Raw genomic sequence first — 23,004 nt, 5'->3', positions numbered from 1 at the left:
ATTTGTGAAGGGCCGTTTACTCTACACGAGAATGACTTCTTCAGCAGTATTAATTTCAGGCAGTCCGGCAAGCTTCACCAGCACATGCTGCGGTACTGCTTTATCAACGGTCAGCAGCATGATTGCTGCGCCACCGACGATTTTACGGCCAACCTGCATGGATGCGATGTTGACGTCATTTTCACCCAGCAGCGTACCGACGAGACCAATAATACCCGGTTTATCGTTGTGGGAAATAAGGATCTGGTGGCCTTCCGGCGCGATATCAACCGGGAAGTTATTCACCTGGACAATGCGTTCACCGTAGCCCTGCAGCAGCGTGCCGGCAACCAGGCGCACTTCATCCGGATCGGCCTTCAAGGTTACAGTAATCAGGTTTGTGAAGCCTTTGGTCTTAGGCGATTTCGTTACAACTACATTCACGTCTCTGGTTTTGGCCAGATGCATGGAGTTGACGATGTTAACGTCGCCGGCAAAGTGGCGGGACAGCACACCCTTGACAATATAGCGGGTCAGAGGCTGGGTATCTACATCAGAGAGGTCCCCGGCATATTCCACGTTGATTTCGCTGATGGCGCCGTGTGTAAGCTGTGTTGCGAAGCTTCCCAGCTTCTCGCCGAGCGTGAAGTACGGCTGAAGCTTATTCATTACGCTAGGAGCAACCGGCGGGATATTGACGGCATTAATGAACGGCTCATTGCGCAGAATGTGCAGGACCTGCTCCGAAACGTCGATAGCTACGTTCTCCTGCGCTTCTACAGTCGAAGCGCCCAGATGCGGAGTAACGATTACCTTTGGATGCGACAGGAACGGATGATCAGCCTGCGGCGGCTCCTTTTCGAATACGTCGAACGCAGCTCCGGCCACAATGCCGCTGTCAATGGCTTCAATCAGCGCCATCTCATCAATAACACCGCCGCGGGCACAGTTTATGATGCGCATGCCTTTTTTCATCACCTCGAATTGCGGACGGGAAATCATATGGCGTGTTTCAGGAGTCAGCGGGGTGTGTACAGTAATAAAATCAGCTCCGCGCACAATGTCATCGACCGAAGCCAGCTTTACTTCCAGCTTCTCGGCACGGTCGGCCGTCAGGAACGGGTCATAGGCAAGAATGCTCATTCCGAATGCCTTGGCGCGCTTGGCCACCTCACTGCCGATCCGGCCCATGCCGAGAACGCCCAGTGTTTTGCCCCGCAGCTCAACACCGAGGAAGGTCTTTCTGTCCCATACACCGTTAATCGTCTTGGCATAGGCCTGCGGAATATGGCGGGCGAGGGCCATCATCATAGCAAAGGCATGCTCACAGGTTGTAATGGTATTTCCGTCAGGAGCGTTGATAACTACGACACCGCGCTGCGTAGCCGCCTCCAGCTTAATGTTGTCAACACCGACTCCGGCACGGCCGATAACCTTCAGGTTGGTGCCGGCAGCGATTATTTTCTCGGTAACCGTTGTCTGGCTGCGGACAAGCAGACCGTCATATTCGCCGATGATGGCGATTAGCTCGTCTTCGCTCAGTCCTGTTTTCTTATCCACAACTACATCGTTTGCGTCCATCAATTGCTGAATACCCAAATCGCTGATCGGATCCGACACTAATACTTTAAACATGGTTTCTTATCCCCCTTAAAAGTTAAAAAGCTAATATGCCTAAGGATGCCCGTGTGGGGCAGTCCACAGTACCGGAAGCGGTGTAACGGAATGGATGACGATGCTGAAATAAAGGGGTAACGCGCTGTCGCATAAAAGAAGCGGCATGCAGCTGTGCCCGGAAAACAGGGTATGGGCCTTTTAGACCAAAAATGCTGAATTTGGGTAACAAAAAAACTCCCAACCCCATACTACTGCCGTAGTAAGGGACGAGAGTTGTCGTGGTACCACCCTAATTCACTGCATCTGTTAAGAAGCAGCCTCATTGGCCCAAAAGGCCACACTGGTAACGGAGATGATCCGATTGTATCTACTATTCGTTCGATACAATATCTCAGGAGCGCTAAAGAACACTGTCCGCCACCGGTTTGCACCAACCACCGGCTCTCTGGAGACCTTCAGAATCTTTGTTCCTTCATCGGTTTTACGTGATTAATTTTTCATAATGTAACATGGTGCTGCCAGCTATGTCAATAGGCTTATTCTGCCCCTGCTGTCTTGAAGTGAGCTTTAATTTTCGTTATGATGCAATAGCTGGTTCTACTCATAGAAGAACGGCAGCTGCGGTACAATTTCCTTGCCGTAGTATTGTTCGCGCCACTTCATGTAGTCCTGCTCCTGGACCGCGCCTGTAGAAATAAGCAGCGTGATGGAGGACTGGACATCCTTCAGGCCGAGTGAGCTGGCGGTGCCGGAATAGATCATATCATCAATTTTGGCTGAAATATCCTGCGGATCGTAAGCGCCGTAAATGTTGCGGTTCAGCATAATGTTCGCTACAGTTGCATTTTTGAGCAGCAGGGGCATCTTTTTCCAGGCCACAAAGGACAATGTTTTGAGCTCCCCTGTTGCTGCAGGGATGCTGCTGCTGGTTTTGGAGCCCCATTTCAGCATGGAATCATAGAAATCCTTCTGTGCCAGAAGTCCGAATTTGATGGCACTTGCCGTGAAATTATCATTCTTGAGCGCCTTGGCGGTCTCTGAACCGGAGGTGCCTGCGGTTACTTTGCCTGAAGCCTGCGAGAAGAGCGTCAGGCTCTTGAGAATATTCAGCTGTGCCTGGGACAGCAGCGGTGAGCTGGTGAACAGGGAGTCTTTGCTGACCTTGCCGTATTGTTTATCAGCCAGGAGGCCGAGATTCTTGAGCGTTGCCGCATTGGTGCGCGCATCTGAGCTGCGGGCCAGATTATCCACCTCGCTGTTCCAATTCCGCTTGAATTCCCGGTAAGGCAAAAATACGTTATGATAGAAGGCAACAAGATCCTGCTGCTGGTATGAACCGGAGAATTCCTCGACAGCTCCTTCAGTACCGGTCAGATGGGCATATTTAGCCTCCGTCTTGTCAGCTCCAACCTTCACTCCCGTAAAAAATGCGGCAAATGCGCAGATCAGGAAAAATAAAAAACCTAGTGTGTATAACATTTGAGTGCGGGAGTTACGGCTATTCATAATTTAGTGCTCCTTCTTCTGGGAAAATGATCTTATGTAAAAACAATTTAGAACAGGCAGGTTACAATGAAAAAATTCAAATTAGGCAATATCAAAATCAAAAAGGCCGATCCCGCGCAGCTTACAGACAGGCTGCTTCTGATTAATCTCTATATTACACAGGGCCTTACTTTATTTATCGGTCTGATATGGATATTATTGCAGAAAAGAAATCCCATTGACATATTAAATTTTCCTGACAGTGCGCAATTTGTATTCTGGGGCCTTGGTTTAGCAGCGATTATGCTGATTGTGGATTTTTTGTTAACCTATATTGCCCCGCAGGATAGCATGGATGACGGAGGGATCAATGAGCTCCTGTTCGGCCGCCGTCCTGTCTGGCATATTGTCGTTATTGCGGCTATAGTTGCGGTATGTGAAGAGCTGCTGTTCCGCGGTGCCATCCAGCATGCGTTCGGGCCTTACTGGACAAGTATTCTGTTTGCTGTGATTCACGTCCGTTATCTCCGCCACTGGATTCCTACGGGCTGGGTATTTTTGAGCAGCTACGGGCTTGGCTACATTTATATTCATTCCGGCACTTTATGGGCGCCGATCCTGTGCCATTTCCTGATCGACCTGTTCTCAGGGCTTGTGATCCGCTACAGGAGGGAATCATGAACGAGGAACTAAGCCGGGTTAAATCCCGCCGCAAATCCGCAGAGCGCAAAACTACAGACCGCAAAACCGCAGACCGCAAAACCGCAGAGCGTCCAAGCCGTCCTGCCGCCGTTTCCAGGAAAAGACAGGCTGATGCTGAATCTGCTGAGATGCGGCCTGAAACCGCCAAGCCGTCTGCCGGACTCTCCAGAAAAGCAAGACACGGGGCATCCGGGTCCTCCTCCAGGCAGGACAGGCCTAAACGCACGGCAGCTCAGGAAACAGAGGAAACCCCTTCCCGTTCCCAGAGCTATCCGTCAGAGCGTGTCCGGCTCAGCAAAATATTCGTTAACTCACTGTATGTCCTGTTCATTATGCTGCTTGGCTTCCTCGTGCTGTGGGGAATCAAAGGCGCACCTGAGCTGAGGACGCTATGGTAGCCGCCTGGGTTGCAGCGGCCGTATCCGTCCTGCTGCTGGCAATGGTGATTTTTGCCGCTGTCATGGTTACAGCAGCCTTCAGGAAGAGCATTATTGCCGAGGAAATATTTATCAGCAAGCTGCCCGCGGCTTTTGACGGCTTCCGGATTCTCTTTATTACTGATATTCACCGCCGGCGGCTTCCCGAAGCTCTCCTTGCACCCCTGGCCGGGCAGGTAGAAGCGGTATTTCTGGGCGGAGACCTCACAGAGAAAGGGAATCCCACGGCCAGGCTGGCAGAGAACATGAAGCTTGCGGCCTCCCTGGCTCCTGCCTATGCGGTTCACGGCAATCATGACTACAAGGCCAATACAGCGCTGGCGGATAATATTATCCGCGGCAGCGGGATAAGGCTGCTTATGAACGAGAATGTGTTCATAGAACATAACGGCCAGAGGCTGATGCTGACCGGAATGGACTTTCCAAAGCAGGGAGGCAAGAAGGGCTATGCCCCTTTGCCGCCGGTGGCCCCTCATGATACTCCGCATTTCCGGATCATTCTGGTGCATGACCCGCTGTGGCTCGCCGGGCAAAAGGCTGTCCCTGCGGATCTTATCCTTGCCGGCCATACCCATGGGGGCCAGGTTGTGCTTCCCTTCGGCCTGCAGATGCATGCCGATCCGTTCTACCGTACATACAATGCCGGCATGTACAGCATTCCCAGAAAGGATGGCAGCGGAGGCGAAGCCAAGCTGCTGATCAGCAGGGGCTTCGGCACAGCGCATCTTCCGCTCCGCTGGCGGAGCCCGGCAGAGATGCATGTGCTGACGCTGCGTAAAGGGTCCGGCAGGGATAACAACTAATGCTGCAGACAGCAGCGGTGAGCATTGAAACCTCTTTTATGTATACTGATATTGTAAACGCAGAAAAGGGACCCCCGGCAATATGCCAGGGGTCCCTTTTTCTGGTAGTGATTAAGTACTTTATGCTTAGCGCATCTTGAGCTCAATGCTGCGCGGATCGACGAAGCTGTAGCCTTTGCCTTCAAGCGTGGTCAGCAGCGTATCCAGTGCCTCGACTGTCCAGGGCAGCTCATGCATCAGGATGTTGCTGCCGGAATGCAGCTGGTCAGTCACATTTTTGACAAGTGTCTCGGTCTTGCCTGTATCCTTTTCTTTCATTTCCCAGTCCAGGGATCCTACGGACCAGGTCATATATAACATTCCGTTCTCGGCAGCGACCTGCTTGCCGACATCCCCGCCTGCACCGTGCGGCGGACGAAAGAACGCCGGTGCTTCACCGGTGATGTCCTTAACGATGCTCTGAACATCCCCGATCTGCTTATTCACTTCTGCGTAACTCTTATCCTTAAGCACGATATGGTCCCAGCTGTGATTGCCTATAATGCCGCCGCGCTCATGCAGCAGCTCCAGCAGCTCAGGATGCTCTTTAACACGGTACCCGTTAACGAAGAAGATCGCTTTGGCCTTGTGCTTGTCCAGCGTATCCATCATCGCATTGATCATTTCTGCTTCTTTGGGGCCGTCGTCAAACGTAAGCAGGACCACCTTTTTGTCAGTGCCTTCCTCATTCGGAACAATATCGTAATTTTTGTTCATATGGTACAGCAGCGGAATTTCGGCAGAAGCCGATTCGCTGCCTGCCGGCGGCGCTGTGGCTGCCGCTGATGCGGCCGGTGTGACGGTTGCCTCCGCTGACGGGCCGGGAGTAACAGCCGGTGCCGCAGTGCTGCCTGTATCGGCGGCCGGTGCAGATGCGTCTGCGGCAGCCGTGTCAGTGGCTGCGGGAGCCGGAGATGCGCTGCCCTGTGCAGGCTGGCTGTTATCGTTTCCGCTGCTGCAGGCTGACAGCAGAAGGGTTGCCAGCAGCAGTGCTGAAATTGCTTTACCCACTTTTTTCATCTCGCTTTCTTGTTGTTTGGCTGTATGAGCCGGAATCTTTCCGCGAACACTAAGCATGATTTTACCATACAAGGAGGTTAGAGATATGAATACTTCGTCATTTCTGTGCGGGGTCGTGCTTGGTGCCGCCGCCAGTATGATTATGTCCAGAAAACGCAGCGCCATGATGTCCTCGCTGATGCAGCCGGGCGGACAGCTTCAGGGTGCCGGTGAAAAAGCGCGGGACAAGATTGTGGGTATGGCGCTGACCGGGTTCGGCAGCACAGCTGCAGACCCGCATGACAAAGAAGCCAAGACCGAGCATAAAACCGCAGGGCAAACCGGACATAAGGATGAAGATATTTTAAAGTCTAAGGAATCCAACCTGAACATGCTGAAGGATTTCATCCGTACAAATCCTGAAGTAAAACATGAAGTGGAGCAGATTCTGAAGGACACGCATACAGTCATACCCGGTTTGTAACCGCAAGGAAGCCGTTCAGAATCATTTTGGAGATGATTCCATCTTCAGAATGATTCTTTTTTTGTATTCAGACGAGCGGCGGCGTGGTAATGAATGATTAAATATATTTATTTGCGTGCATTTACTCCGCCAAAATGATAACATACTTACATAGTAACCATTTTTGGCTCATTACTCGGGACTCATCATACATTAATATTAAATGAGCTTGCAAAAGGAGGATCCTGTCATGAGAATAGAGCGATTAGGTCAAGATAAGATACGGATTTTCCTCACTTTTGACGACCTGAGCGAGCGGGGCATCCAGAAGGAAGATATGTGGCAGGAAGTTCCCAAGGTGCACGACCTTTTTACGGAGATGATGGATCAGGCGTACAGTGAGCTTGGCTTTGACGCTACAGGTCCGCTTGCCGTGGAAGTGTTCGCGTTGCCCGCGCAAGGTATGGTCGTTATTGTGACCCGGGGGAAATATGATCACCATCAGTACGGTGGAGCCGGGGAAGAAGAAATGCCTGAAGAGATTTACGAAATGGAAGTTACTCTCGAACAAAGCGACTCCATTGTGTATGCATTCCGCGATTTTGAGATTCTGGTTGAAGCGGCACATGTACTCATCGGCAATATTACTTCCCAGGGAAAACTGTATTCTTATAATAATAAATGGTATCTCTACTTCGATCCTAAGGAGTATGAAGAAGCCGTGCTTACAGGACTGATTGCCGTGTTGTCTGAATTCGGGGATTCGTCCCCGGTAACAGAAGCTGTACTGGATGAATACGGTAAGACAGTAATGGCTGAGAATGCTGTCCAGCTGCTGTGTACGCATTTCAAACGCCAGGAATAAGCTTGGATAAACGGGCCTGGGTATATACCGGGCCTTTTTCTGCAGAATGACAGGGAGCAGATCTACAGGTGAAAGTTTGGGGGAGGAAAGCTCGGTGCTTTTGTTATCGGTTATTACGTCGGCAGTTGCACCGGGACTAGCGCTGCTGACTTTTTTTTATCTGAAAGACAAGTACGACCAGGAGCCGCTGCATATTGTCCTGAAGGTATTTCTGCTTGGACTGCTGATTGTTTTTCCGGTTATGATCATTCAGCGGGGCATGGTGCTCGGGCTGGGCGGCGGTGCTTACGTCGATTCCTTCCTGATTTCTGCAGGAGTTGAGGAGTGCCTCAAGTGGTTTGTGCTGTACCACATGATTTATAATCATACCGAATTTGACGAGCCTTATGATGGAATACTATACGCTGTAGCGATTTCGCTCGGCTTTGCAACAATTGAGAATGTGATGTATGCGTGGTACAGCCATGCTTCGCTGGGCTCCATGTTTATCAGGGCGCTGCTTCCGGTATCCGGCCATGCGATGTTCGGGGTCATTATGGGCTATCACATGGGCCGGGCCAAGTTTACCAAGGGCAAGAAGCCGAGAGGAATACTGCTGGTATCCTTGCTGCTGCCCTGGTTATGGCACGGAATATATGATTTTATCCTCGCCACAATGACCAACTACTGGATATGGTTCATCGTGCCTCTGATGGCGGTATTGTGGTATGGCGGCATGGGGAAGGTGGCGCGGGCTAACAGCCGTTCACCGTTCCGTTTTTTGAAGCGTGAGGAAGAGGTTAACCTCTAAAGAAGATGGACACACTTTATCTTACCCGGAAAGTTCCGCAGGCAGGAATTCCAGAGAAGAGAGGGGGTGTCTTTTTTTTGCGTGTAAAGGTTCGGATTGTATGCAGGCAGTGTGGAGAATCCTACATATTAAGAGGCAGCAAGGAGCAGGGAATCATTCAGACCGGCTTTAAGCAGTGCCTCTGTAACAGCAGCACCGGCTTTGATATTGAGGAGCGGGCCTGAACGCCCGAGCATCTGGAAGTAATCTCTTTAATTTTGAGGCCGTTAAGGTGAATAACTCTTCTCAGTTATTGTCAAACTAACGGCAATAAGCTACTGAAAGGAGTCTTGCAGCCCTATGTACAAAAGATTAAGTGCCATAATGTTCCCGCTTACCACCTTGCTGCTGGTAGGAGCGCTCGTTTGGGGATATCAGGAGAACCAGGAGAAGAATTCGATTCTGATTAAAGCGGAGAACCAGTATCAGCGTGCTTTTCATGACCTGTCCTATCATGTGGAGCGGCTTCACGGCGAGCTTGGGAATACCCTGGCGGTGAATTCCGCTTCTAACGGGATGCACCGTAAAGGTCTGGTTAATGTGTGGAGGCTGACAAGTGAGGCGCAGAATGAGATTAACCAGCTGCCGCTTACGCTGCTGCCTTTTAGTGAGACTGAAGAGTTTCTGTCCAAGATATCCAACTTTTCCTACAAAGCCGCTGTCCGTGATTTTACGAAGAAGCCGCTGACTGAAGGGGAGATGGCCAATCTGATGGCGCTCTACAAAAACTCCGGTGAGATTTCCAAGGATCTTCAGGAGGTGCAGGAAAAGGTTATCGGCAACAAGCTGCGGTGGATGGATGTGGAAACAGCGCTTGCGACCGAGGAAAAGGCTGAAGACAACACGATTATCGACGGGTTCAAGACTGTGGATAAGCGGGTTGCGGCCTACCCGGAGCTGGACTGGGGCCCGTCTGTAGCGAGTATTTACGATAAACGTTCTGTGAAAAAGCTCGGCGGTAAGCCGGTTACTGCGGAAGATATCAGAGCCAAGGCAGTGAAGCTTGCCGGCGCTGGCGGAAATGCACAGGTGGACATCCGCGAAAACGGGAAGGATACCGAGTGGGCCTCATATACCGCTACGGTGACGAGTCCGGATCATAAGCAGCCGGTTACCATGAATTTCACCAGAGAAGGCGGGCTGCTGATCGGCTATAACGACAACCGCGAGGTTGGGGAGGCCAAAGTATCAATGGAGCAGGCGGTGGAGAAATCCGGTGAATTCCTCGCGAAAAAAGGGTACCCGGACATGACGGCTGTCAATGCGGACCGGTATGACAATCTGGGTAATCTCACCTTTGTAAGCAGCCAGGACGGAGTGCTGATCTATCCGGAGAAAATAACGGTCCGCGTCGGGCTGGATACCGGATTGCCTACAGGCTTCCAGGCCAGTGATTATGCCAAGGAGCATCAGGAGAAGCGGGAGATTCCGGAGCCGGGCTTATCAGTTGAGAAGGTAAGAGAGCATCTGAATCCTGAATTCAGGGAGCTGTACCACCGGCTGGCCTGGATCGAGAATGAGGATGCGGTGGAGCTTCTGACCTATGAATTCGGCGGAAAAATCAACGGCTCCCAATACCGGATCTACCTGAATGCGGCTGACGGAAACGAGGAAGCTGTCGAAGAGGTGCGCACCTCTTCGGGGGCACAGGACAAGCAATAAGATATGCAGGCTAGAGGAGGAGTGCTTCCGGCGGGAGTGCTCCTCCTTCTGCTGTCTGAAATTTTGACCGGCTGTACAGCAAGTTTTACTAACCCGGTGTCAAAAGGCCGTGCTATAATCGGTAATATGATTAATTACTAACTTGTGGCGGTGACCGGATTGTATCCCAAAATTAATGAGCATCTTTACATACAGGTAGCTTCCAGCGATGCGGCTGAAGCAGAGAATGAATACAGATCCAGAATCGCTGACATTGAGGACGATGCCCTCCTGATTGAAATTCCGATGCAGATCGGCAAGGCACGCCTGAAAAAGCTGTTTATGGGAGATGAGCTCTCCGTATATTTTCTGACCGAGGGCGGTATCAAAAATTATTTCAATACTCATGTCATCGGGTTTAAGGAGGATGTGATCCGGATGATCCGGATCCGTAAGCCTGAAGAGGAGCATATCTTCAAAATCCAGCGCCGCAGCTTCCTGCGTGTAAACGCAGAGCTTGAGCTGGCGGTAAAGGACTCGCTCGGCAGCCGCATACTTGTCCGTACTGACGATGTCGGAGGCGGGGGGACCTCTTTCCTGAGTGACGGTAAGGTCAAATTCGCGCTGGCTGACAAGCTGAGCTGCTGGATACTCCTTCCATACCGCAACGGCAGCATCGAGCATGCGAACTTCGAAGGGGAGATTGTGCGGATGAAGGAGCTGGATAACGGCCGCAATCTGGTTATGCTGAAATATTCGGAAATTTCCGATGCGGAGCGGCAAAAGATTATCCGTTATTGCTTCGAGCGCCAGTTCGATTTCCGTAACCGCTGATGATTTTTTGTGTTTTTTTGCACGGTTAGCCCTTTATGCGGTTTTGCACTGTGTTCCAAACTGTGGTATAATTTTATAAGTCGCAGGCAATGCCTGCTTTTTTCTTGATAATATCAGCAGATTCCTTGGGGGTCTGCAGCGGCCGGAATTTCGGCTGAATGAGTGTTTGAGGAGGAATGCCCCGTTGGACAGGCAGGGGACACATACTTACGACAGAATTAACGTCGCCATCGACGGACCTGCTGGGGCAGGCAAGAGCACTGTTGCCCGATTGGTAGCACGTAAGCTTTCTTACATTTATGTTGATACCGGTGCCATGTACCGTGCTATTACGTGGTATATGCTCCGTGAAGGCATACCACCCGAGGATGAAACTCAAGTGAACCGGATTGTCCGGGACATGGTAATTGAGCTCATTCTGGAGGAAGATGTGCAGAAGGTGCTGCTGGGCGGGGAAGATGTAACCCCGCATATCCGGAGTCTTCAGGTCAGCGGCCAGGTATCGCAATACTCGAAGCTTGAAGGGGTACGCGACAGACTCAGTCATCTGCAGCGTCAGATGGCGCTCCGCAAGGGAGTGGTCATGGACGGGCGTGACATTGGTACGACCGTGCTGCCGGATGCCGAAGTGAAGATTTTCATGACGGCAAGCGTGGAGGAACGTGCTCTCCGTCGTTACAAGGAGCTGAAGGATACGGAAACAGTGACTTTAGAACAGCTTGAACACGATATTGCAGCACGCGACCGTCTGGATGAAGGGCGGGAAATTTCGCCGCTGCGCCGTGCAGAGGATGCCATTCTTCTGGACACGACCTTTATGGATATCAATCAAGCCGTGGAAGCCATTGTCTCCCACTGCAGATCTCACGTTGACGGGGAGAGAAATCATTCATGATTTATGTATTTTGCCGTGGATTGCTTCGCTTGATTTATGCCATCTTATTCCCGCTTAAGATTGTAGGGAGAGAAAATGTGCCAAAGGAGGGCGGAGTGCTGCTCTGCGCGAACCACATCAGCCTGCTCGATCCGATGACGATCGGGATTAAGCTGGAACGTCAGGTTAAGTATATGGCTAAAGCTGAGCTGTTTGCAGTCCCGGTGTTGGGCTGGCTTATCGGCAAGCTGGGCGCTTTTCCGGTCAAACGTGGCGGCGTAAGCAAAGAATCCATTAAAACGGCCCTTAATACGCTTCGCGGCGGACATGTTATGGGCATCTTCCCGGAAGGAACACGCAACTCTGATACCGGTGTGGCGAAGAAGGGTGCAGCAAGCTTTGCACTCCGCAGCGGGGCAGCAGTTGTTCCGGCCGCTATCGTCGGGTCCTACAAGCCTTTCCGGCGGATGACTGTCATCTACGGGCAGCCTATTGACCTGAGCGCCTTTGACGGGGCGGGCAGCGAGTCTCTAGAAGAGGTTACCGATGTTATCATGGGACGGATTCATGAGATGATTCAGACCGGCAGGCCCAGCGCCAGATAATAGCAATCCGGTTAAGCTTTCTGATGCTGCTGTGGATTAACGGCATAACCGCTAATTTTTGGAACATACTAACGTAATACTGAAATGGTATACATGTATTGATTGTTTTGAACCCTGCTATACGCGGGTTTAAATAAATGGGGTTTTGAATCGAGGAGGGTAATCACATGTCTGAAGAAATTAAAAATCAGGAAGCTGCAGCTAATGTTGAGAACAACGAAGCTGTGGAAGCAACAGAAGCTGTGGAAACCGCTGCACCTGCTGCTAGCAACGAAGAAGAAGTGACTAGCCAAGAAGGTTTGGAAATCATTTCTGTGAAAAAAGGCGATACCGTGAAAGGAACAATCGTCAAAATCGAAGATAACCAAGCTTATGTAAGCATTGGATATAAATACGACGGTGTGATTCCGATTCGCGAACTTTCTTCCGTACAGCTTGACAACGCTGCAGCAGCAGTTGAAGTAGGACAAGAAGTGGAATGCAAAGTAGTAAGCGTCAACGACAACAAGGAAAGCCTTGTGCTCTCCAAACGTGCCATTGACAGCGAAAAATCATGGGAAGATCTGGAGAAGTATTTTGCTTCCCAGGAAGTGATCGAAGTTACAGTCGCTGATGTTGTTAAAGGCGGTCTTGTAGCTGATGTCGGCGCGCGCGGATTTATTCCGGCTTCCATGGTTGAGCGTCACTTCGTAGAAGATTTCAGCGACTACAAAGGCCGCACACTCCGCGTTAAAGTAAAAGAACTGGACCGCGAGAACAGCAAGGTTATTCTTTCCGCCAAAGAAGTGCTGGAAGAAGAATTCGAAGCTAACAAGCAGAAAATCATGTCCGAGCTGACTGAAGGACAGGTTATCGAAGGTACAGTACAACGTCTGACCCAGTTCGGCGCATTTGTTGATGTAGGCGGCGTTGACGGTCTGGTTCACGTATCCGAGATCGCCTGGAACCACGTTGAGAAACCATCCGACGTTGTATCCGAAGGCGACAAGGTAACGGTTAAAGTACTTAAAGTAGATCCTGAAAAGGGCAAAATCAGCCTCAGCATCAAAGCTGCTGCTCCAGGTCCTTGGGATTCTGCTGCCGGCAAGATCAACATCGGCGATGTAGTAACAGGCGAAGTTAAACGCCTTGTAAACTTCGGTGCATTTGTTGAGCTGCTGCCAGGCGTTGAAGGCCTTGTGCACATCTCCCAGATTTCCCACAAGCACATCGGCACTCCGCACGAAGTGCTTAAGGAAGGACAAGAGGTACAGGTTAAGGTTCTGGACTTCAATCCATCCGAGAAGCGCGTTAGCCTCAGCATCAAGGAAACCGAAGAAGCTCCGGCTCCTACGGCTAAACCTGAACGCAGAGAGAGACAGGACAGAGCTCCTAAAGAAGTTCTGAACAATCCTAACGTATCCCTTAGCAACGAAGGCCTCAGCTTCACACTGGCTGAGCGTTTCGGTGACAAGCTGGATAAATTCAAGGGCAACAACTAATCCCTTACATTAAGCTTCACACTGCAATATAAGAATGCTGCATAAGGCAACTTATCTGCTCTTATATGTGGTGTTATACCGGGTAAAGTAATCGGCGAGCCCTCACTTGGGGGTTCGCCGATTGTGTTTGTATGGAGTTAGCCAATTGAATTGTTTTTTGCTATGATGAGAGACGTAAGTAAGACAGGAGGAATGAATATGGCAAGACCCGTTGTGGCCATTGTAGGCAGGCCTAACGTCGGCAAATCGACGATATTTAACAGGCTGATTGGTGATAAGCTGGCCATTGTAGAAGATAAACCGGGTATTACCCGTGACCGGATTTATGGAATTTCCGATTGGAACGGCAAATCCTTCAGTGTTATTGATACCGGGGGGATTGAGGTAGACGGTGAGGATTTCATCCTGAAGTCCATCCGCGTCCAGGCCGAGCTGGCTATTGAGGAAGCGGATGTAATCATCTTTATGTGTGAGGCCAAGAGCGGACTGACAAATGCCGATGAAGAGGTAGCACAGATTCTGTTCCGGTCAGGCAAGCCGATTGTTCTGGCCATTAATAAAGTGGACAATATGAAGCGTGCAGATGATATCTATGAATTCTACGGGCTCGGCATCGGCGATCCGATTGGTATTTCCGGCAGCCATGGTACAGGTGTCGGCGATCTGCTGGATGCGGTTGTTGAGAAGCTGCCGGATAAGACTGATGAAGAATACGATGATGATGTAATCCGCGTTGCGCTGATCGGACGGCCTAACGTAGGCAAGTCCTCGCTGGTCAACGCCATTCTTGGCGAAGAGCGCGTTATTGTCAGTGATGTAGCCGGAACTACACGCGATGCAATTGATACGCCGTTTGAACGGGATGGCCAGAAATATGTCCTGATCGATACTGCGGGTATGCGCAAGCGCGGAAAGGTCTATGAAAGCACAGAGAAATACAGCGTGATGCGCGCCATGCGCGCTATAGAACGGGCGGATGTGGTACTGGTTGTCATCAACGGCCAGGAAGGCATCATCGATCAGGATAAGCACATTGCCGGTTATGCGCATGATGCGGGCAAGGCTTCTATCTTTGTCGTGAACAAGTGGGATGTCGTGGAAAAGGACGACAAGACCATGCAGCACTTTGAAAATACAATCCGTGATCACTTCCTGTTCATGAGCTATGCTCCGGTTGTGTTCCTGTCTGCATTAACGAAGCAGCGCCTGCAGAAGCTGCTGCCGGTCGTGCAGCATGTTGCACAGCAGCACGCTCTGCGGATTACCACCCATCTGGTTAACGATGTGGTATCTGATGCCGTTGCGATTAACCCGCCGCCAACAGATAAAGGACGCCGCCTGCGCATCAACTACGTAACCCAGGTTGCCGTGAAGCCGCCGACGATTGTGGTGTTTGTAAATGATCCGTCGCTGATGCACTTCTCCTATGAACGTTATCTGGAGAACAAAATCCGCGCGGCATTCAATTTCGAAGGCACACCGATCCGTCTCTTTACACGGCGTAAATCTGATAACGAAAGTTAGGGGAGAAGTGTAGTGGCGTTTGAACTTCTGGTTATCGTTGTAAGCTATTTGCTTGGCTCTGTCAGCTTCAGTGTTCTGCTTGCCCGGCTGCTTAAGGGGATTGATATCCGCCAGTACGGAAGCGGCAATGCAGGTGCAACCAATACACTGAGGGTGCTGGGAAAAGGACCGGCTATACTCGTACTTGTTCTGGACGTAATGAAGGGAATTGGTGCGGTCTGGCTTGGAACATGGGCCGGCGGCTGGGGAAGCTGGATTGCGGTCGGCTGCGGGATTGCAGCCATTATCGGACATAACTGGCCGGTATATTTCCACTTCCGCGGGGGCAAGGGGGTTGCTACGGCAATCGGCGTCATGGCGACACTGTTCTTCTGGCCTGCGCTGGCTGCAGGCGTCCTGGCTATTCTGGCTATTGTCATTACCCGTTATGTATCGCTTGGTTCCCTGATTTTTGTAGCGCTGACTCCGGTATTTCTGCTGTTTGCCGATTATACAACCCCCGAGCTGTGGGGCAGTCTAATCATCGCAGTCTTTGCCTTCTGGCGGCACCGCAGCAATATCGTCAAGCTCTCACAGGGAAAAGAGAACAAAATCGGCTCCAAAGCCAAGGAGGGGAATCGTGTTGTCTGATAAAGTAACTGTGCTGGTTGCAGGCAGCTGGGGAACTGCACTGGCATCTGTGCTGGCGGCTAATCACAAGGAAGTTTATCTTTGGACACGCAGGCCCGAACAAGCTGCCGAGATCAATGAACACCACACGAATGAACACTTTTTGCCGGGCATCCGCCTGCCTGAGAATATCATTGCCACAACGGATATGGAACAGGCAGCCGCCGGCTCCAAGGCGGTAGTCATTGTTTCGCCTTCCTCCGGTATGCGCCAGGTAGCGCGCAGCCTGAAGCCTTACTGGAAGGATGATATGCTCTGCATTCATGCCACCAAAGGCTTCGAGACGGAAACCATGAAACGGATGTCTACGGTTATTTCCGAGGAGCTGGGTTGCAAGGAGGGAGAGATCGTTGTCCTCTCCGGGCCGAGCCATGCTGAGGAGGTCGTCCGCCTCTGTCCGACAACCGTGGTTGTTGCTTCTGCAGATGAAGCACGTGCGGTCACTGCACAGGGACTGTTCATCAATAACGATTTCCGCGTGTATACCAACCGCGATCAGCTCGGTGTTGAGCTGGCAGGAGCGCTCAAGAATATCATCGCTCTTGGTGCAGGCCTTTCCGATGGTCTGGGCTTCGGTGATAATGCCAAGGCAGCACTTCTCACCCGCGGGCTTGCCGAGATTTCCCGTGTCGGAGTCGAGCTAGGAGCGAATCCGCTGACCTTCTCCGGGCTTGCCGGACTCGGTGACCTTGTGGTAACCGCAACCAGCCGTCATAGCCGTAACTGGCGTGCAGGCTCGATGCTGGGACAGGGCAAGCCGCTTGCTGAGGTGCTGGAATCGATGGGCATGGTTGTTGAAGGAATCCGGACGACAGAGGCGGCCTATGCCATTTCGGTGAAATTGGGCGTACAGATGCCGATAACGGATCAGATTTACCATGTGCTGTTTAAGGGCAGAACACCGCGCAATGCGGTGGAAGCCTTGATGGGCCGTGACCGCAAAACGGAGATGGAAGCTATTTCGCAGGAAACCTGGGAGCAGTGGCATTCCTGAGATTGTTCACCTTTTGCCGGATATTCTCATATGTTGTAGTGGGGATTGACGGAGGAGGGAAGAAGAGTGAACAGAGATTTTTCCAAGGATGCCCTGAATGCTATCAACAAAAAAACGGGCAAGAATATCACACCGGGTGCTGTTAAGAAGCTCGCAAGCACGGTGAAGCCGGGAACCACACAGAATGAGGCCCAGCTCCGCCAGCTGATCAAGCAGGTATCCGCAATGGCCAAAGTGCCGGTTACTGAGGCTACCGTGCAGGAAATCGTGAATACGGTCAAAAAAGGCGGCACAGGTTCCGGCACAATGGAGTCTTTAATGAAAATGCTTATGAAAAAATAGTGCCATCTCTTTGATGCATTCAAAGAGCAGAAGCCGGAGTCTTGCAGATTCCGGCTTTTTTGCTTTTTTTTTGCTGCAGACAGCACTTTATAGGTTTCGGGACCTGATGTTCATGCTATAATATTTGCAATTCAATACAAGCGGCAGGAGGCTCGGGCGGCTATGGATCCGATGACGAAGATGTGGTTATCACTAATTGCGATACTGATTATGGGAGTATCCGTATTTCTGATCACGTTTGCGCGCAGCAGAACTAAGGGGCTGCTCAGAGCCGTGTTATCCGTCATCGCGTTTGTCGTAATGCTGGTCGGTCTGCTCAGCGGAGCGGCTTCAATAATGTAAGCATTTACAACCGGGCTCAGTCAGATGTGTTTCTGGAACAATCGGTTACCGATTACTCAGGAATGGGGCGTGCTCAGATGACGGGGGCAGGGATGTCTTACTTATACGAGTCAGCACTCAGGAGGATTGCGGAAGCACTGGATGTGGGCGGGCTGGAGAAGCCGCCGGTCTGGCTGCTGGGAGGGAGCTGTGCTCTGCTGCTGCATAATGTGCCGCTGGATAAACCGCCGTCTGATATAGATCTATACGCTGATCTGGAGGATGCAGGGCTGCTGCATCAGGCGCTTAGCTGCTATTCGGCAGATGAGGGGCCGGAAGAGGATTACAGCGGCAATTGCTACTCAAGGCGCAGCCGGTATGTGGTGGACGGGATGAAGGTTGAGCTGGTATGCGGCTTCCGGATGGGGATTCCGCCCTTCGGTTATGCAGCGGATATACATATGCTGCTCAACCATGCCCCAGTCAGCCGGATTGACAGTCTATGCCTGATCCGGCTTATGCCGCTAGCACACGAGCTGCTGTTTAATATGCTGCGAGGAAGAATGGAGCGGTGCCGTGCTATCGCCGGCAGGATGCACAGCAGCCTTCAGCTGCATGTTCCCCTGCTGAACGAGCTGGCAGACCGGAACGAGCTTGCCCCCTCCTGCCGGGCGGAGCTGTACGGACTGCTGCGGCAGCCGCTGGAAACAGAATTCAGGAAGGAAACTGCACGATGAAACCGCAAAAAGGAATTACCGTTACTTTTCAGCCGGGCGGCCGCCAGGCTGCAGTTAAGCAAGGCACAACCATACTGGAGGCTGCCCGCAAAGCCGGCGTAGTCCTGCCGACCCGCTGCGGCGGTAAAGCCGCCTGCATGATGTGCAAAGTGACCGTCGGAGCAGAGGAGGCCGGAGCTGTCCGCCCGCCTGAGGACATTGAGCGCCGCAAGCTCGGCAGCCTGCTGGAGCAGGGCATACGTCTGGCTTGCCAGACCGCGGTATGGGCTGATCTGAGTGTCACTGTACCGGAAGATCCGCTCAAGGCTGCCGTAAGGCGCAGGCTCGAAGCTGCACGGCGCGGCGGAATGGACGAGCTGTGGTAGAAAGGGCAGTGCCGGCGGATTAACAGAATTGATAGTACAGCAACTGTTGATTAAACGGGAGGTGAAGGCAGTCGGTAACAACAGACGGAAGGGGAATGTCTCATCGGCCAGTCTGCGGCTGACGGCGGCAGTATTGCTGCTATGTGTCATGGCAGGCTGTATGTATCCAAAGGAACAGCAGCAGCCGGGAAACGGCAGCAGAGAGAGCGTCAGACGGGTACAGGCTGCTGTTGATGATTACCGGCAGCAGGAAGGGTTATTGCCCATTCTGAACAGTACAGCGGATACTCCGCGTTATGAGAAGTTTGTGATTGACCTGGAGAAGCTCAATCGTCAGGGGTATCTGGATGAAATTCCGTCCGCTTCATTTGAGCAGGGTGGGAATTTCTATTTCCTTCTGCTGGATGAAGAAACATTGCCTGTAGTGAAGCTGATGGATCTGGTCACAGTGCAGCTGGTAAATGATGTCCAGCGGCAGGTGAACCGCTATAAGTCTGCTCACGGGGGCCGCCTCCCGGCAGGAGAAGAGCTGTACCCCGGGCTATATGCTGTTGAAGACAAGGCGGCGGGGATCTCTGCTATCACACTCAGCAGTGTCTATTCCGGTCAGCCGCTTGAGTTCATGATGGACGATAGCGGCAATGTATTTGTAGATTATGCGTCTGATATTATGACTGCTGTGCGGAATAGCGGCTCCACCCCCGGAGCAGACGCGGATTTACGGACAATGCTTGAGGACGTCTCCTATTATGTGCCTGTCAAATCCCTGCCTTATCTGTGGCTCAGCGGCGAACCTGTTCCGCAGCCTGAGGATCATCCATAACTGCGCCCAAGGCCTCCTTAACCAGGGAGGCTTTTTTATTTTCCGAATCTATAAGGCAATCCGGTAAGTTCTATCTCCTGAATCCCGTTCATATGCTGGATGAGAAGGTTTCCGGGCATCGTGACGCCCTTTCTCTGCGCAATTGCTGACGCGTGTGAAATTCCTGCATAAAATGCGCAGCTGCGGGTCATAAATCCGTTCCGGATACATATGATGATACTAGTCCAAATGCATGTCCGAGCATTCGGAGTTTAGCGCGGGGCAAGAATGTTCCGCTTAGGCAGGCTAGGCTCCCTGGCGGGCAATGCCAAAGTCCGGTGGATGTCCTGCAAGGGTCCGTTTACCGGCGGAACGCGAAGTCGATGCTCTTCAGGCATTTTTTCTTCGGAGTAATATGAGGAGGGGATCTCTTTTGGAAAAAGTGGATATTTTCAAGGACATTGCCGAGCGTACCGGCGGAGACATTTATCTTGGCGTCGTCGGCGCGGTTCGCACGGGAAAATCGACATTCATTAAGCGCTTCATGGAGACGATTGTTCTGCCGAACATTACGAGCGAAGCAGACCGGGTAAGAGCTGTGGATGAACTGCCTCAGAGCGCAGCAGGCAAAACAATCATGACAACCGAGCCGAAATTTGTGCCGAACAACGCGGTGCAGATCAAGGTTGCGGAAGGCCTTGAAGTAAATGTAAGGCTGGTTGACTGTGTAGGATACGCTGTTGAGGGCGCCAAGGGCTATGAGGATGAAAACGGCCCGCGCATGATTTCCACCCCGTGGTTTGAGGAGCCGATTCCTTTCCAGGAAGCGGCGGAAATCGGCACCCGCAAGGTCATTCAGGAGCATTCCACTCTGGGTGTAGTGGTAACTACGGATGGTACGATCGCCGAAATTCCGCGGCACTCCTACATTGACTCAGAAGAGCGTGTAATTGCTGAGCTGAAGGAGGTCGGCAAGCCGTTTGTGCTCGTGATCAACTCCACCCGGCCGCGCAGTGAGGAGACCCAGCAGCTCCGCGGTGAGCTGGCTGCCAAATATGATATCCCGGTAATGACGCTCAGTGCCGCCAATATGTCGGAGGATGACGTAACCGGTGTACTGCGTGAAGTGCTCTATGAGTTCCCTGTACATGAAGTCAATGTCAATCTGCCGAGCTGGGTAATGGTGCTTGGAGAAAACCACTGGCTGCGCAGTGCTTATGAGAACTCTGTCCGTGATACAGTAAAAGATATCCGCCGCCTGCGGGATGTGGACCGTCTGGTGGCCCAGTTTACCGAATACGACTTCATTGACCGTGCAGGCCTCAGCGGGATGAACATGGGCCAGGGCGTGGCGGAAATTGACCTGTACGCACCGGAGGAGCTGTATGACCAGGTGCTGATGGAAGTGGTCGGTGTCGAGATCCGCGGCAAGGATCATCTGCTGCAGCTGATGCAGGATTTCTCGCATGCCAAGCGTGAGTATGACCGCTTCTCCGAAGCGCTGGAGATGGTTAAAACAACCGGATACGGCATCGCTGCCCCGTCGCTGGCTGAAATGGCCCTTGATGAGCCGGAGCTGATCCGTCAGGGCTCCCGCTTCGGAGTCCGGCTAAAAGCGACAGCGCCGTCCATTCATATGATCCGTGTGGATGTGGAGTCGGAATTCTCGCCGATCATCGGTACGGAGAAGCAGAGTGAAGAACTGGTGCGCTACCTGATGCAGGATTTCGAGAACGACCCGATCAAAATCTGGGAGTCCGATATTTTCGGCCGCTCGCTGCACTCCATTGTGCGTGAGGGTATTCAGGGCAAGATCGCCATGATGCCGGACAATGCCCGCTACAAGCTGCAGGAAACGCTTGGACGGATCATCAATGAGGGCTCGGGCGGACTTATCGCCATTATTTTATAGAATAAATATAGGCAGACAGGAGGGCGGAGCGATCCGCTCTCTTTTTTGTGCACCCATAGAAGAATCTAACATTATTAGTCTATCATTTCAGGGTGGGAGGCCCATTGAAATGCTACTTTCTGCTCCTTTTTTGAGTAACGCCTTGAAATTATGGGTGGGCTGTATTACTATAAGTTTGTTGCGCTTCTAGGAAAGAGGCGCCAGTATCTAGTAATTAACGGGATTATCACGTATATTTTGCGTTGAAACGGAAAGAGTGTATGATACCGGAAATTTACCCAGGGAGGTGAGAAGACATGAATAAATCAGATTTGATCAACGTGGTTACAGAAGCAACTGAACTTCCCAAGAAGGATGCTACTAAAGCGGTAGACGCCGTTTTCGAAGCAATCACTAATGCCCTGCAGAGCGGTGACAAGGTTCAGCTGGTTGGCTTCGGAAACTTTGAAGTGCGCGAACGTTCCGCACGTAAAGGCCGCAACCCGCAAACTGGTGAAGAAATCGATATTCCTTCCAGCAAAGTACCTGCTTTCAAACCAGGTAAAGCGCTCAAAGACGGAATCAAATAGAGATTTCTACATATCGATCCTATAGTCTTTCCGAGTCATAACGATGCCGCCCTTCAAGGCGGCATTTGTTTTTCCGAAGAGGATTCACCGGAGTTATCACACTTTTAGGAGGATCAACCATGACTGAGAAGAATAGCGGCGGGAGCCCGGCACCTTCAGGCAGTGAATACATTGTGGTAAAGGCCAAAGAAAACGGTGTTCAGGTAATCGGCCTCACCCGTGGTCTGGACACACGGTTTCACCATACGGAGAAGCTGGATAAAGGCGAGGTTCTCATTGCCCAGTTTACTGATCATACCTCAGCAATGAAAATCCGCGGTAAAGCAGAAATTTGGAGCAAGCACGGACAACTTGAAAGTGAAAGCTGAAAAGCAGGCATAGCCTGCTTTTTTTCAAAATATAACTAGATATGGGCCATTAGTAATATTCGTATAATGTCACGGCTTGGCGGATACTATGGATAAGGGGGCAGGCTATGAACCGGGGCTGGCTGATCGGAACGGTATTGCTGGTGACTGCTGCTTCTGCTGTAATTATGCCGCAGCTGGCTGCTCTGGAGCCTGCATTGCCGCAGCATGCGGCAGTGACGCTTGGCGGCGGAGGAGCTGCGCTTGCAGAGGATAATATCGTGGATACGATGAGCGGCCTGCCCTTCAGCCTGGTTATTGGAAGCGTCGGCTGGAAAAACGGGGTGCTTTCGCTGGATCTTAAGGTAACCGGTAACGAACATGAGCCGGAAGAGCTATACCGTAATATGGCACTGGCCATTTCTTTTGCCTTTGAGGATACGGACAACGTCAATCAGCTGCTGCTGCGGATTATTGCTGAGGACAGGTGGCTGGACAGCCGCCGGCTGCTGCTGGCCGGTGACATCCGCCGCGGCGAATGGTCGCAGCAGCTTCAGCAGCTGCTGCAGGAGACAGGGAACAGGCCGCTGCCTGACGTCCTCAAGGAAGGCTTCCGGATAAGTGAAAGTGAGCTGTGGCGGAAGCAGTTCATTTATCCCTGAAGTGGGTAAAAGAAACTAGATACTCCAAGTGCGTGACAAAAAAACATGTGATATAATAGACAAGATTGTGAACAAAGATATTGTAATAACGTCAATGGCTCCGGAGG

27 protein-coding genes and 1 other annotated feature are annotated in these 23,004 nt (G+C 51.7%); of the genes, 24 read left to right on the top strand and 3 right to left on the bottom strand.

The window, feature by feature from the left end; genetic code table 11:
* Positions 1 to 21: 21 nt before the first annotated feature.
* On the bottom strand, positions 22 to 1,614 hold the full coding sequence (gene serA, locus R70723_RS20710; RefSeq protein WP_039874999.1) for a phosphoglycerate dehydrogenase: 1,593 nt from the start codon (positions 1,612 to 1,614) through the stop codon (positions 22 to 24).
* 241 nt (positions 1,615 to 1,855) lie between these two features.
* Positions 1,856 to 2,081 (bottom strand) — a binding site (T-box leader).
* 112 nt (positions 2,082 to 2,193) lie between these two features.
* Complete coding sequence (locus R70723_RS20705; RefSeq protein WP_039874996.1) at positions 2,194 to 3,102, bottom strand: hypothetical protein; 909 nt, start codon at positions 3,100 to 3,102, stop codon at positions 2,194 to 2,196.
* A gap of 66 nt (positions 3,103 to 3,168) precedes the next feature.
* On the opposite strand from R70723_RS20705, the gene R70723_RS20700 reads away from it, so the two are divergent.
* The 3 genes from R70723_RS20700 to R70723_RS20690 are packed head-to-tail and all read left to right on the top strand — an operon-like array spanning position 3,169 to position 5,023.
* Entirely contained in the window at positions 3,169 to 3,762 is a 594-nt protein-coding gene (locus R70723_RS20700; protein ID WP_039874995.1) for a CPBP family intramembrane glutamic endopeptidase, read from the top strand.
* On the top strand, positions 3,759 to 4,181 hold the full coding sequence (locus R70723_RS20695; RefSeq protein WP_039874993.1) for a hypothetical protein: 423 nt from the start codon (positions 3,759 to 3,761) through the stop codon (positions 4,179 to 4,181). The genes R70723_RS20700 and R70723_RS20695 overlap by 4 nt, the downstream gene beginning before the upstream one ends.
* Entirely contained in the window at positions 4,175 to 5,023 is an 849-nt protein-coding gene (locus R70723_RS20690; protein WP_039874989.1) for a metallophosphoesterase, read from the top strand. The genes R70723_RS20695 and R70723_RS20690 overlap by 7 nt, the downstream gene beginning before the upstream one ends.
* Before the next feature lie 126 nt (positions 5,024 to 5,149).
* Here R70723_RS20690 and R70723_RS20685 read toward each other — a convergent pair whose 3' ends face one another.
* A complete protein-coding gene (locus R70723_RS20685; protein ID WP_372238240.1) occupies positions 5,150 to 6,082 on the bottom strand; it encodes a polysaccharide deacetylase family protein in 933 nt (310 codons plus the stop codon).
* 85 nt (positions 6,083 to 6,167) lie between these two features.
* On the opposite strand from R70723_RS20685, the gene R70723_RS20680 reads away from it, so the two are divergent.
* From R70723_RS20680 to R70723_RS20585, 21 genes are all read left to right on the top strand, one after another.
* Complete coding sequence (locus R70723_RS20680) at positions 6,168 to 6,545, top strand: hypothetical protein (protein ID WP_039874986.1); 378 nt, start codon at positions 6,168 to 6,170, stop codon at positions 6,543 to 6,545.
* A 229-nt stretch (positions 6,546 to 6,774) separates the two neighbouring features.
* On the top strand, positions 6,775 to 7,389 hold the full coding sequence (locus R70723_RS20675; protein ID WP_039874982.1) for a genetic competence negative regulator: 615 nt from the start codon (positions 6,775 to 6,777) through the stop codon (positions 7,387 to 7,389).
* 94 nt (positions 7,390 to 7,483) lie between these two features.
* Positions 7,484 to 8,179 carry a glutamic-type intramembrane protease PrsW gene (gene prsW, locus R70723_RS20670; protein WP_039874980.1) on the top strand — a complete coding sequence of 232 codons (696 nt, stop codon included), beginning with the start codon at positions 7,484 to 7,486 and terminating at the stop codon, positions 8,177 to 8,179.
* Between the two features lie 77 nt (positions 8,180 to 8,256).
* Complete coding sequence (locus R70723_RS33805) at positions 8,257 to 8,403, top strand: hypothetical protein (RefSeq protein ID WP_179088056.1); 147 nt, start codon at positions 8,257 to 8,259, stop codon at positions 8,401 to 8,403.
* 115 nt (positions 8,404 to 8,518) lie between these two features.
* On the top strand, positions 8,519 to 9,880 hold the full coding sequence (gene ypeB / locus R70723_RS20665; protein WP_039874978.1) for a germination protein YpeB: 1,362 nt from the start codon (positions 8,519 to 8,521) through the stop codon (positions 9,878 to 9,880).
* A gap of 159 nt (positions 9,881 to 10,039) precedes the next feature.
* Complete coding sequence (locus R70723_RS20660) at positions 10,040 to 10,693, top strand: flagellar brake protein (RefSeq protein ID WP_179088055.1); 654 nt, start codon at positions 10,040 to 10,042, stop codon at positions 10,691 to 10,693.
* A 184-nt stretch (positions 10,694 to 10,877) separates the two neighbouring features.
* Entirely contained in the window at positions 10,878 to 11,588 is a 711-nt protein-coding gene (gene cmk, locus R70723_RS20655) for a (d)CMP kinase (RefSeq protein ID WP_039874976.1), read from the top strand.
* A complete protein-coding gene (locus R70723_RS20650; RefSeq protein ID WP_039874973.1) occupies positions 11,585 to 12,172 on the top strand; it encodes a lysophospholipid acyltransferase family protein in 588 nt (195 codons plus the stop codon). Before cmk ends, R70723_RS20650 begins: the two co-directional genes overlap by 4 nt.
* A 167-nt stretch (positions 12,173 to 12,339) precedes the next feature.
* Positions 12,340 to 13,653, top strand: coding sequence for a 30S ribosomal protein S1 (gene rpsA, locus R70723_RS20645; RefSeq protein WP_039874970.1), 1,314 nt, complete (start codon positions 12,340 to 12,342; stop codon positions 13,651 to 13,653).
* A 198-nt stretch (positions 13,654 to 13,851) separates the two neighbouring features.
* Positions 13,852 to 15,177, top strand: coding sequence for a ribosome biogenesis GTPase Der (gene der / locus R70723_RS20640; RefSeq protein ID WP_039874968.1), 1,326 nt, complete (start codon positions 13,852 to 13,854; stop codon positions 15,175 to 15,177).
* Between the two features lie 12 nt (positions 15,178 to 15,189).
* Complete coding sequence (gene plsY, locus R70723_RS20635; protein ID WP_039874965.1) at positions 15,190 to 15,807, top strand: glycerol-3-phosphate 1-O-acyltransferase PlsY; 618 nt, start codon at positions 15,190 to 15,192, stop codon at positions 15,805 to 15,807.
* Positions 15,800 to 16,840: an NAD(P)H-dependent glycerol-3-phosphate dehydrogenase gene (locus tag R70723_RS20630; RefSeq protein ID WP_039874962.1), complete on the top strand. Its 1,041-nt coding sequence runs from the start codon at positions 15,800 to 15,802 to the stop codon at positions 16,838 to 16,840. The genes plsY and R70723_RS20630 overlap by 8 nt, the downstream gene beginning before the upstream one ends.
* A gap of 66 nt (positions 16,841 to 16,906) precedes the next feature.
* On the top strand, positions 16,907 to 17,182 hold the full coding sequence (locus R70723_RS20625) for a stage VI sporulation protein F (RefSeq protein ID WP_039874961.1): 276 nt from the start codon (positions 16,907 to 16,909) through the stop codon (positions 17,180 to 17,182).
* A 162-nt stretch (positions 17,183 to 17,344) separates the two neighbouring features.
* Complete coding sequence (locus R70723_RS20620) at positions 17,345 to 17,524, top strand: DUF2768 family protein (protein ID WP_039874959.1); 180 nt, start codon at positions 17,345 to 17,347, stop codon at positions 17,522 to 17,524.
* A 92-nt stretch (positions 17,525 to 17,616) separates the two neighbouring features.
* On the top strand, positions 17,617 to 18,240 hold the full coding sequence (locus tag R70723_RS31665; RefSeq protein WP_144027082.1) for a nucleotidyltransferase family protein: 624 nt from the start codon (positions 17,617 to 17,619) through the stop codon (positions 18,238 to 18,240).
* Entirely contained in the window at positions 18,237 to 18,605 is a 369-nt protein-coding gene (locus tag R70723_RS20610) for a 2Fe-2S iron-sulfur cluster-binding protein (RefSeq protein ID WP_039874958.1), read from the top strand. The genes R70723_RS31665 and R70723_RS20610 overlap by 4 nt, the downstream gene beginning before the upstream one ends.
* 28 nt (positions 18,606 to 18,633) lie before the next feature.
* Positions 18,634 to 19,428: a DUF3939 domain-containing protein gene (locus R70723_RS20605; RefSeq protein WP_231574758.1), complete on the top strand. Its 795-nt coding sequence runs from the start codon at positions 18,634 to 18,636 to the stop codon at positions 19,426 to 19,428.
* Positions 19,429 to 19,840: 412 nt separating this feature from the next.
* Positions 19,841 to 21,319, top strand: a complete 1,479-nt coding sequence (gene spoIVA, locus R70723_RS20600; RefSeq protein WP_039874956.1) for a stage IV sporulation protein A — start codon at positions 19,841 to 19,843, stop codon at positions 21,317 to 21,319.
* Positions 21,320 to 21,615: 296 nt separating this feature from the next.
* The gene (locus R70723_RS20595; protein ID WP_039874954.1) at positions 21,616 to 21,888 is read left to right on the top strand and encodes an HU family DNA-binding protein; all 273 of its coding nucleotides are present in this window, start codon (positions 21,616 to 21,618) and stop codon (positions 21,886 to 21,888) included.
* A 119-nt stretch (positions 21,889 to 22,007) separates the two neighbouring features.
* A complete protein-coding gene (gene mtrB / locus R70723_RS20590; RefSeq protein ID WP_039874953.1) occupies positions 22,008 to 22,256 on the top strand; it encodes a trp RNA-binding attenuation protein MtrB in 249 nt (82 codons plus the stop codon).
* Positions 22,257 to 22,363: 107 nt separating this feature from the next.
* A complete protein-coding gene (locus R70723_RS20585) occupies positions 22,364 to 22,897 on the top strand; it encodes a hypothetical protein (RefSeq protein ID WP_039874949.1) in 534 nt (177 codons plus the stop codon).
* The last annotated feature ends 107 nt before the right edge of the window (positions 22,898 to 23,004 follow it).

It is taken from the genome of Paenibacillus sp. FSL R7-0273, assembly GCF_000758625.1.
In the GTDB taxonomy this organism is placed as follows: domain Bacteria; phylum Bacillota; class Bacilli; order Paenibacillales; family Paenibacillaceae; genus Paenibacillus_AQ.
The sequence above is the reverse complement of the archived record's forward strand: the minus strand, read 5'-3'. Positions and strand labels throughout refer to the sequence as shown.

Coding starts and splice junctions, on each gene's coding strand:
- rpsA (WP_039874970.1), top strand. CDS start 12,340: ATGTCTGAAGAAATTAAAAATCAGGAAGCTGCAGCTAATGTTGAGAAC.
- der (WP_039874968.1), top strand. CDS start 13,852: ATGGCAAGACCCGTTGTGGCCATTGTAGGCAGGCCTAACGTCGGCAAA.
- R70723_RS20690 (WP_039874989.1), top strand. CDS start 4,175: ATGGTAGCCGCCTGGGTTGCAGCGGCCGTATCCGTCCTGCTGCTGGCA.
- R70723_RS20695 (WP_039874993.1), top strand. CDS start 3,759: ATGAACGAGGAACTAAGCCGGGTTAAATCCCGCCGCAAATCCGCAGAG.
- R70723_RS20650 (WP_039874973.1), top strand. CDS start 11,585: ATGATTTATGTATTTTGCCGTGGATTGCTTCGCTTGATTTATGCCATC.
- R70723_RS20610 (WP_039874958.1), top strand. CDS start 18,237: ATGAAACCGCAAAAAGGAATTACCGTTACTTTTCAGCCGGGCGGCCGC.
- R70723_RS20680 (WP_039874986.1), top strand. CDS start 6,168: ATGAATACTTCGTCATTTCTGTGCGGGGTCGTGCTTGGTGCCGCCGCC.
- ypeB (WP_039874978.1), top strand. CDS start 8,519: ATGTACAAAAGATTAAGTGCCATAATGTTCCCGCTTACCACCTTGCTG.
- R70723_RS31665 (WP_144027082.1), top strand. CDS start 17,617: ATGTCTTACTTATACGAGTCAGCACTCAGGAGGATTGCGGAAGCACTG.
- R70723_RS20675 (WP_039874982.1), top strand. CDS start 6,775: ATGAGAATAGAGCGATTAGGTCAAGATAAGATACGGATTTTCCTCACT.
- R70723_RS20700 (WP_039874995.1), top strand. CDS start 3,169: ATGAAAAAATTCAAATTAGGCAATATCAAAATCAAAAAGGCCGATCCC.
- R70723_RS20595 (WP_039874954.1), top strand. CDS start 21,616: ATGAATAAATCAGATTTGATCAACGTGGTTACAGAAGCAACTGAACTT.
- R70723_RS20585 (WP_039874949.1), top strand. CDS start 22,364: ATGAACCGGGGCTGGCTGATCGGAACGGTATTGCTGGTGACTGCTGCT.
- mtrB (WP_039874953.1), top strand. CDS start 22,008: ATGACTGAGAAGAATAGCGGCGGGAGCCCGGCACCTTCAGGCAGTGAA.
- serA (WP_039874999.1), bottom strand. CDS start 1,614: ATGTTTAAAGTATTAGTGTCGGATCCGATCAGCGATTTGGGTATTCAG.
- R70723_RS20685 (WP_372238240.1), bottom strand. CDS start 6,082: ATGAAAAAAGTGGGTAAAGCAATTTCAGCACTGCTGCTGGCAACCCTT.
- R70723_RS20620 (WP_039874959.1), top strand. CDS start 17,345: ATGGATCCGATGACGAAGATGTGGTTATCACTAATTGCGATACTGATT.
- R70723_RS20705 (WP_039874996.1), bottom strand. CDS start 3,102: ATGAATAGCCGTAACTCCCGCACTCAAATGTTATACACACTAGGTTTT.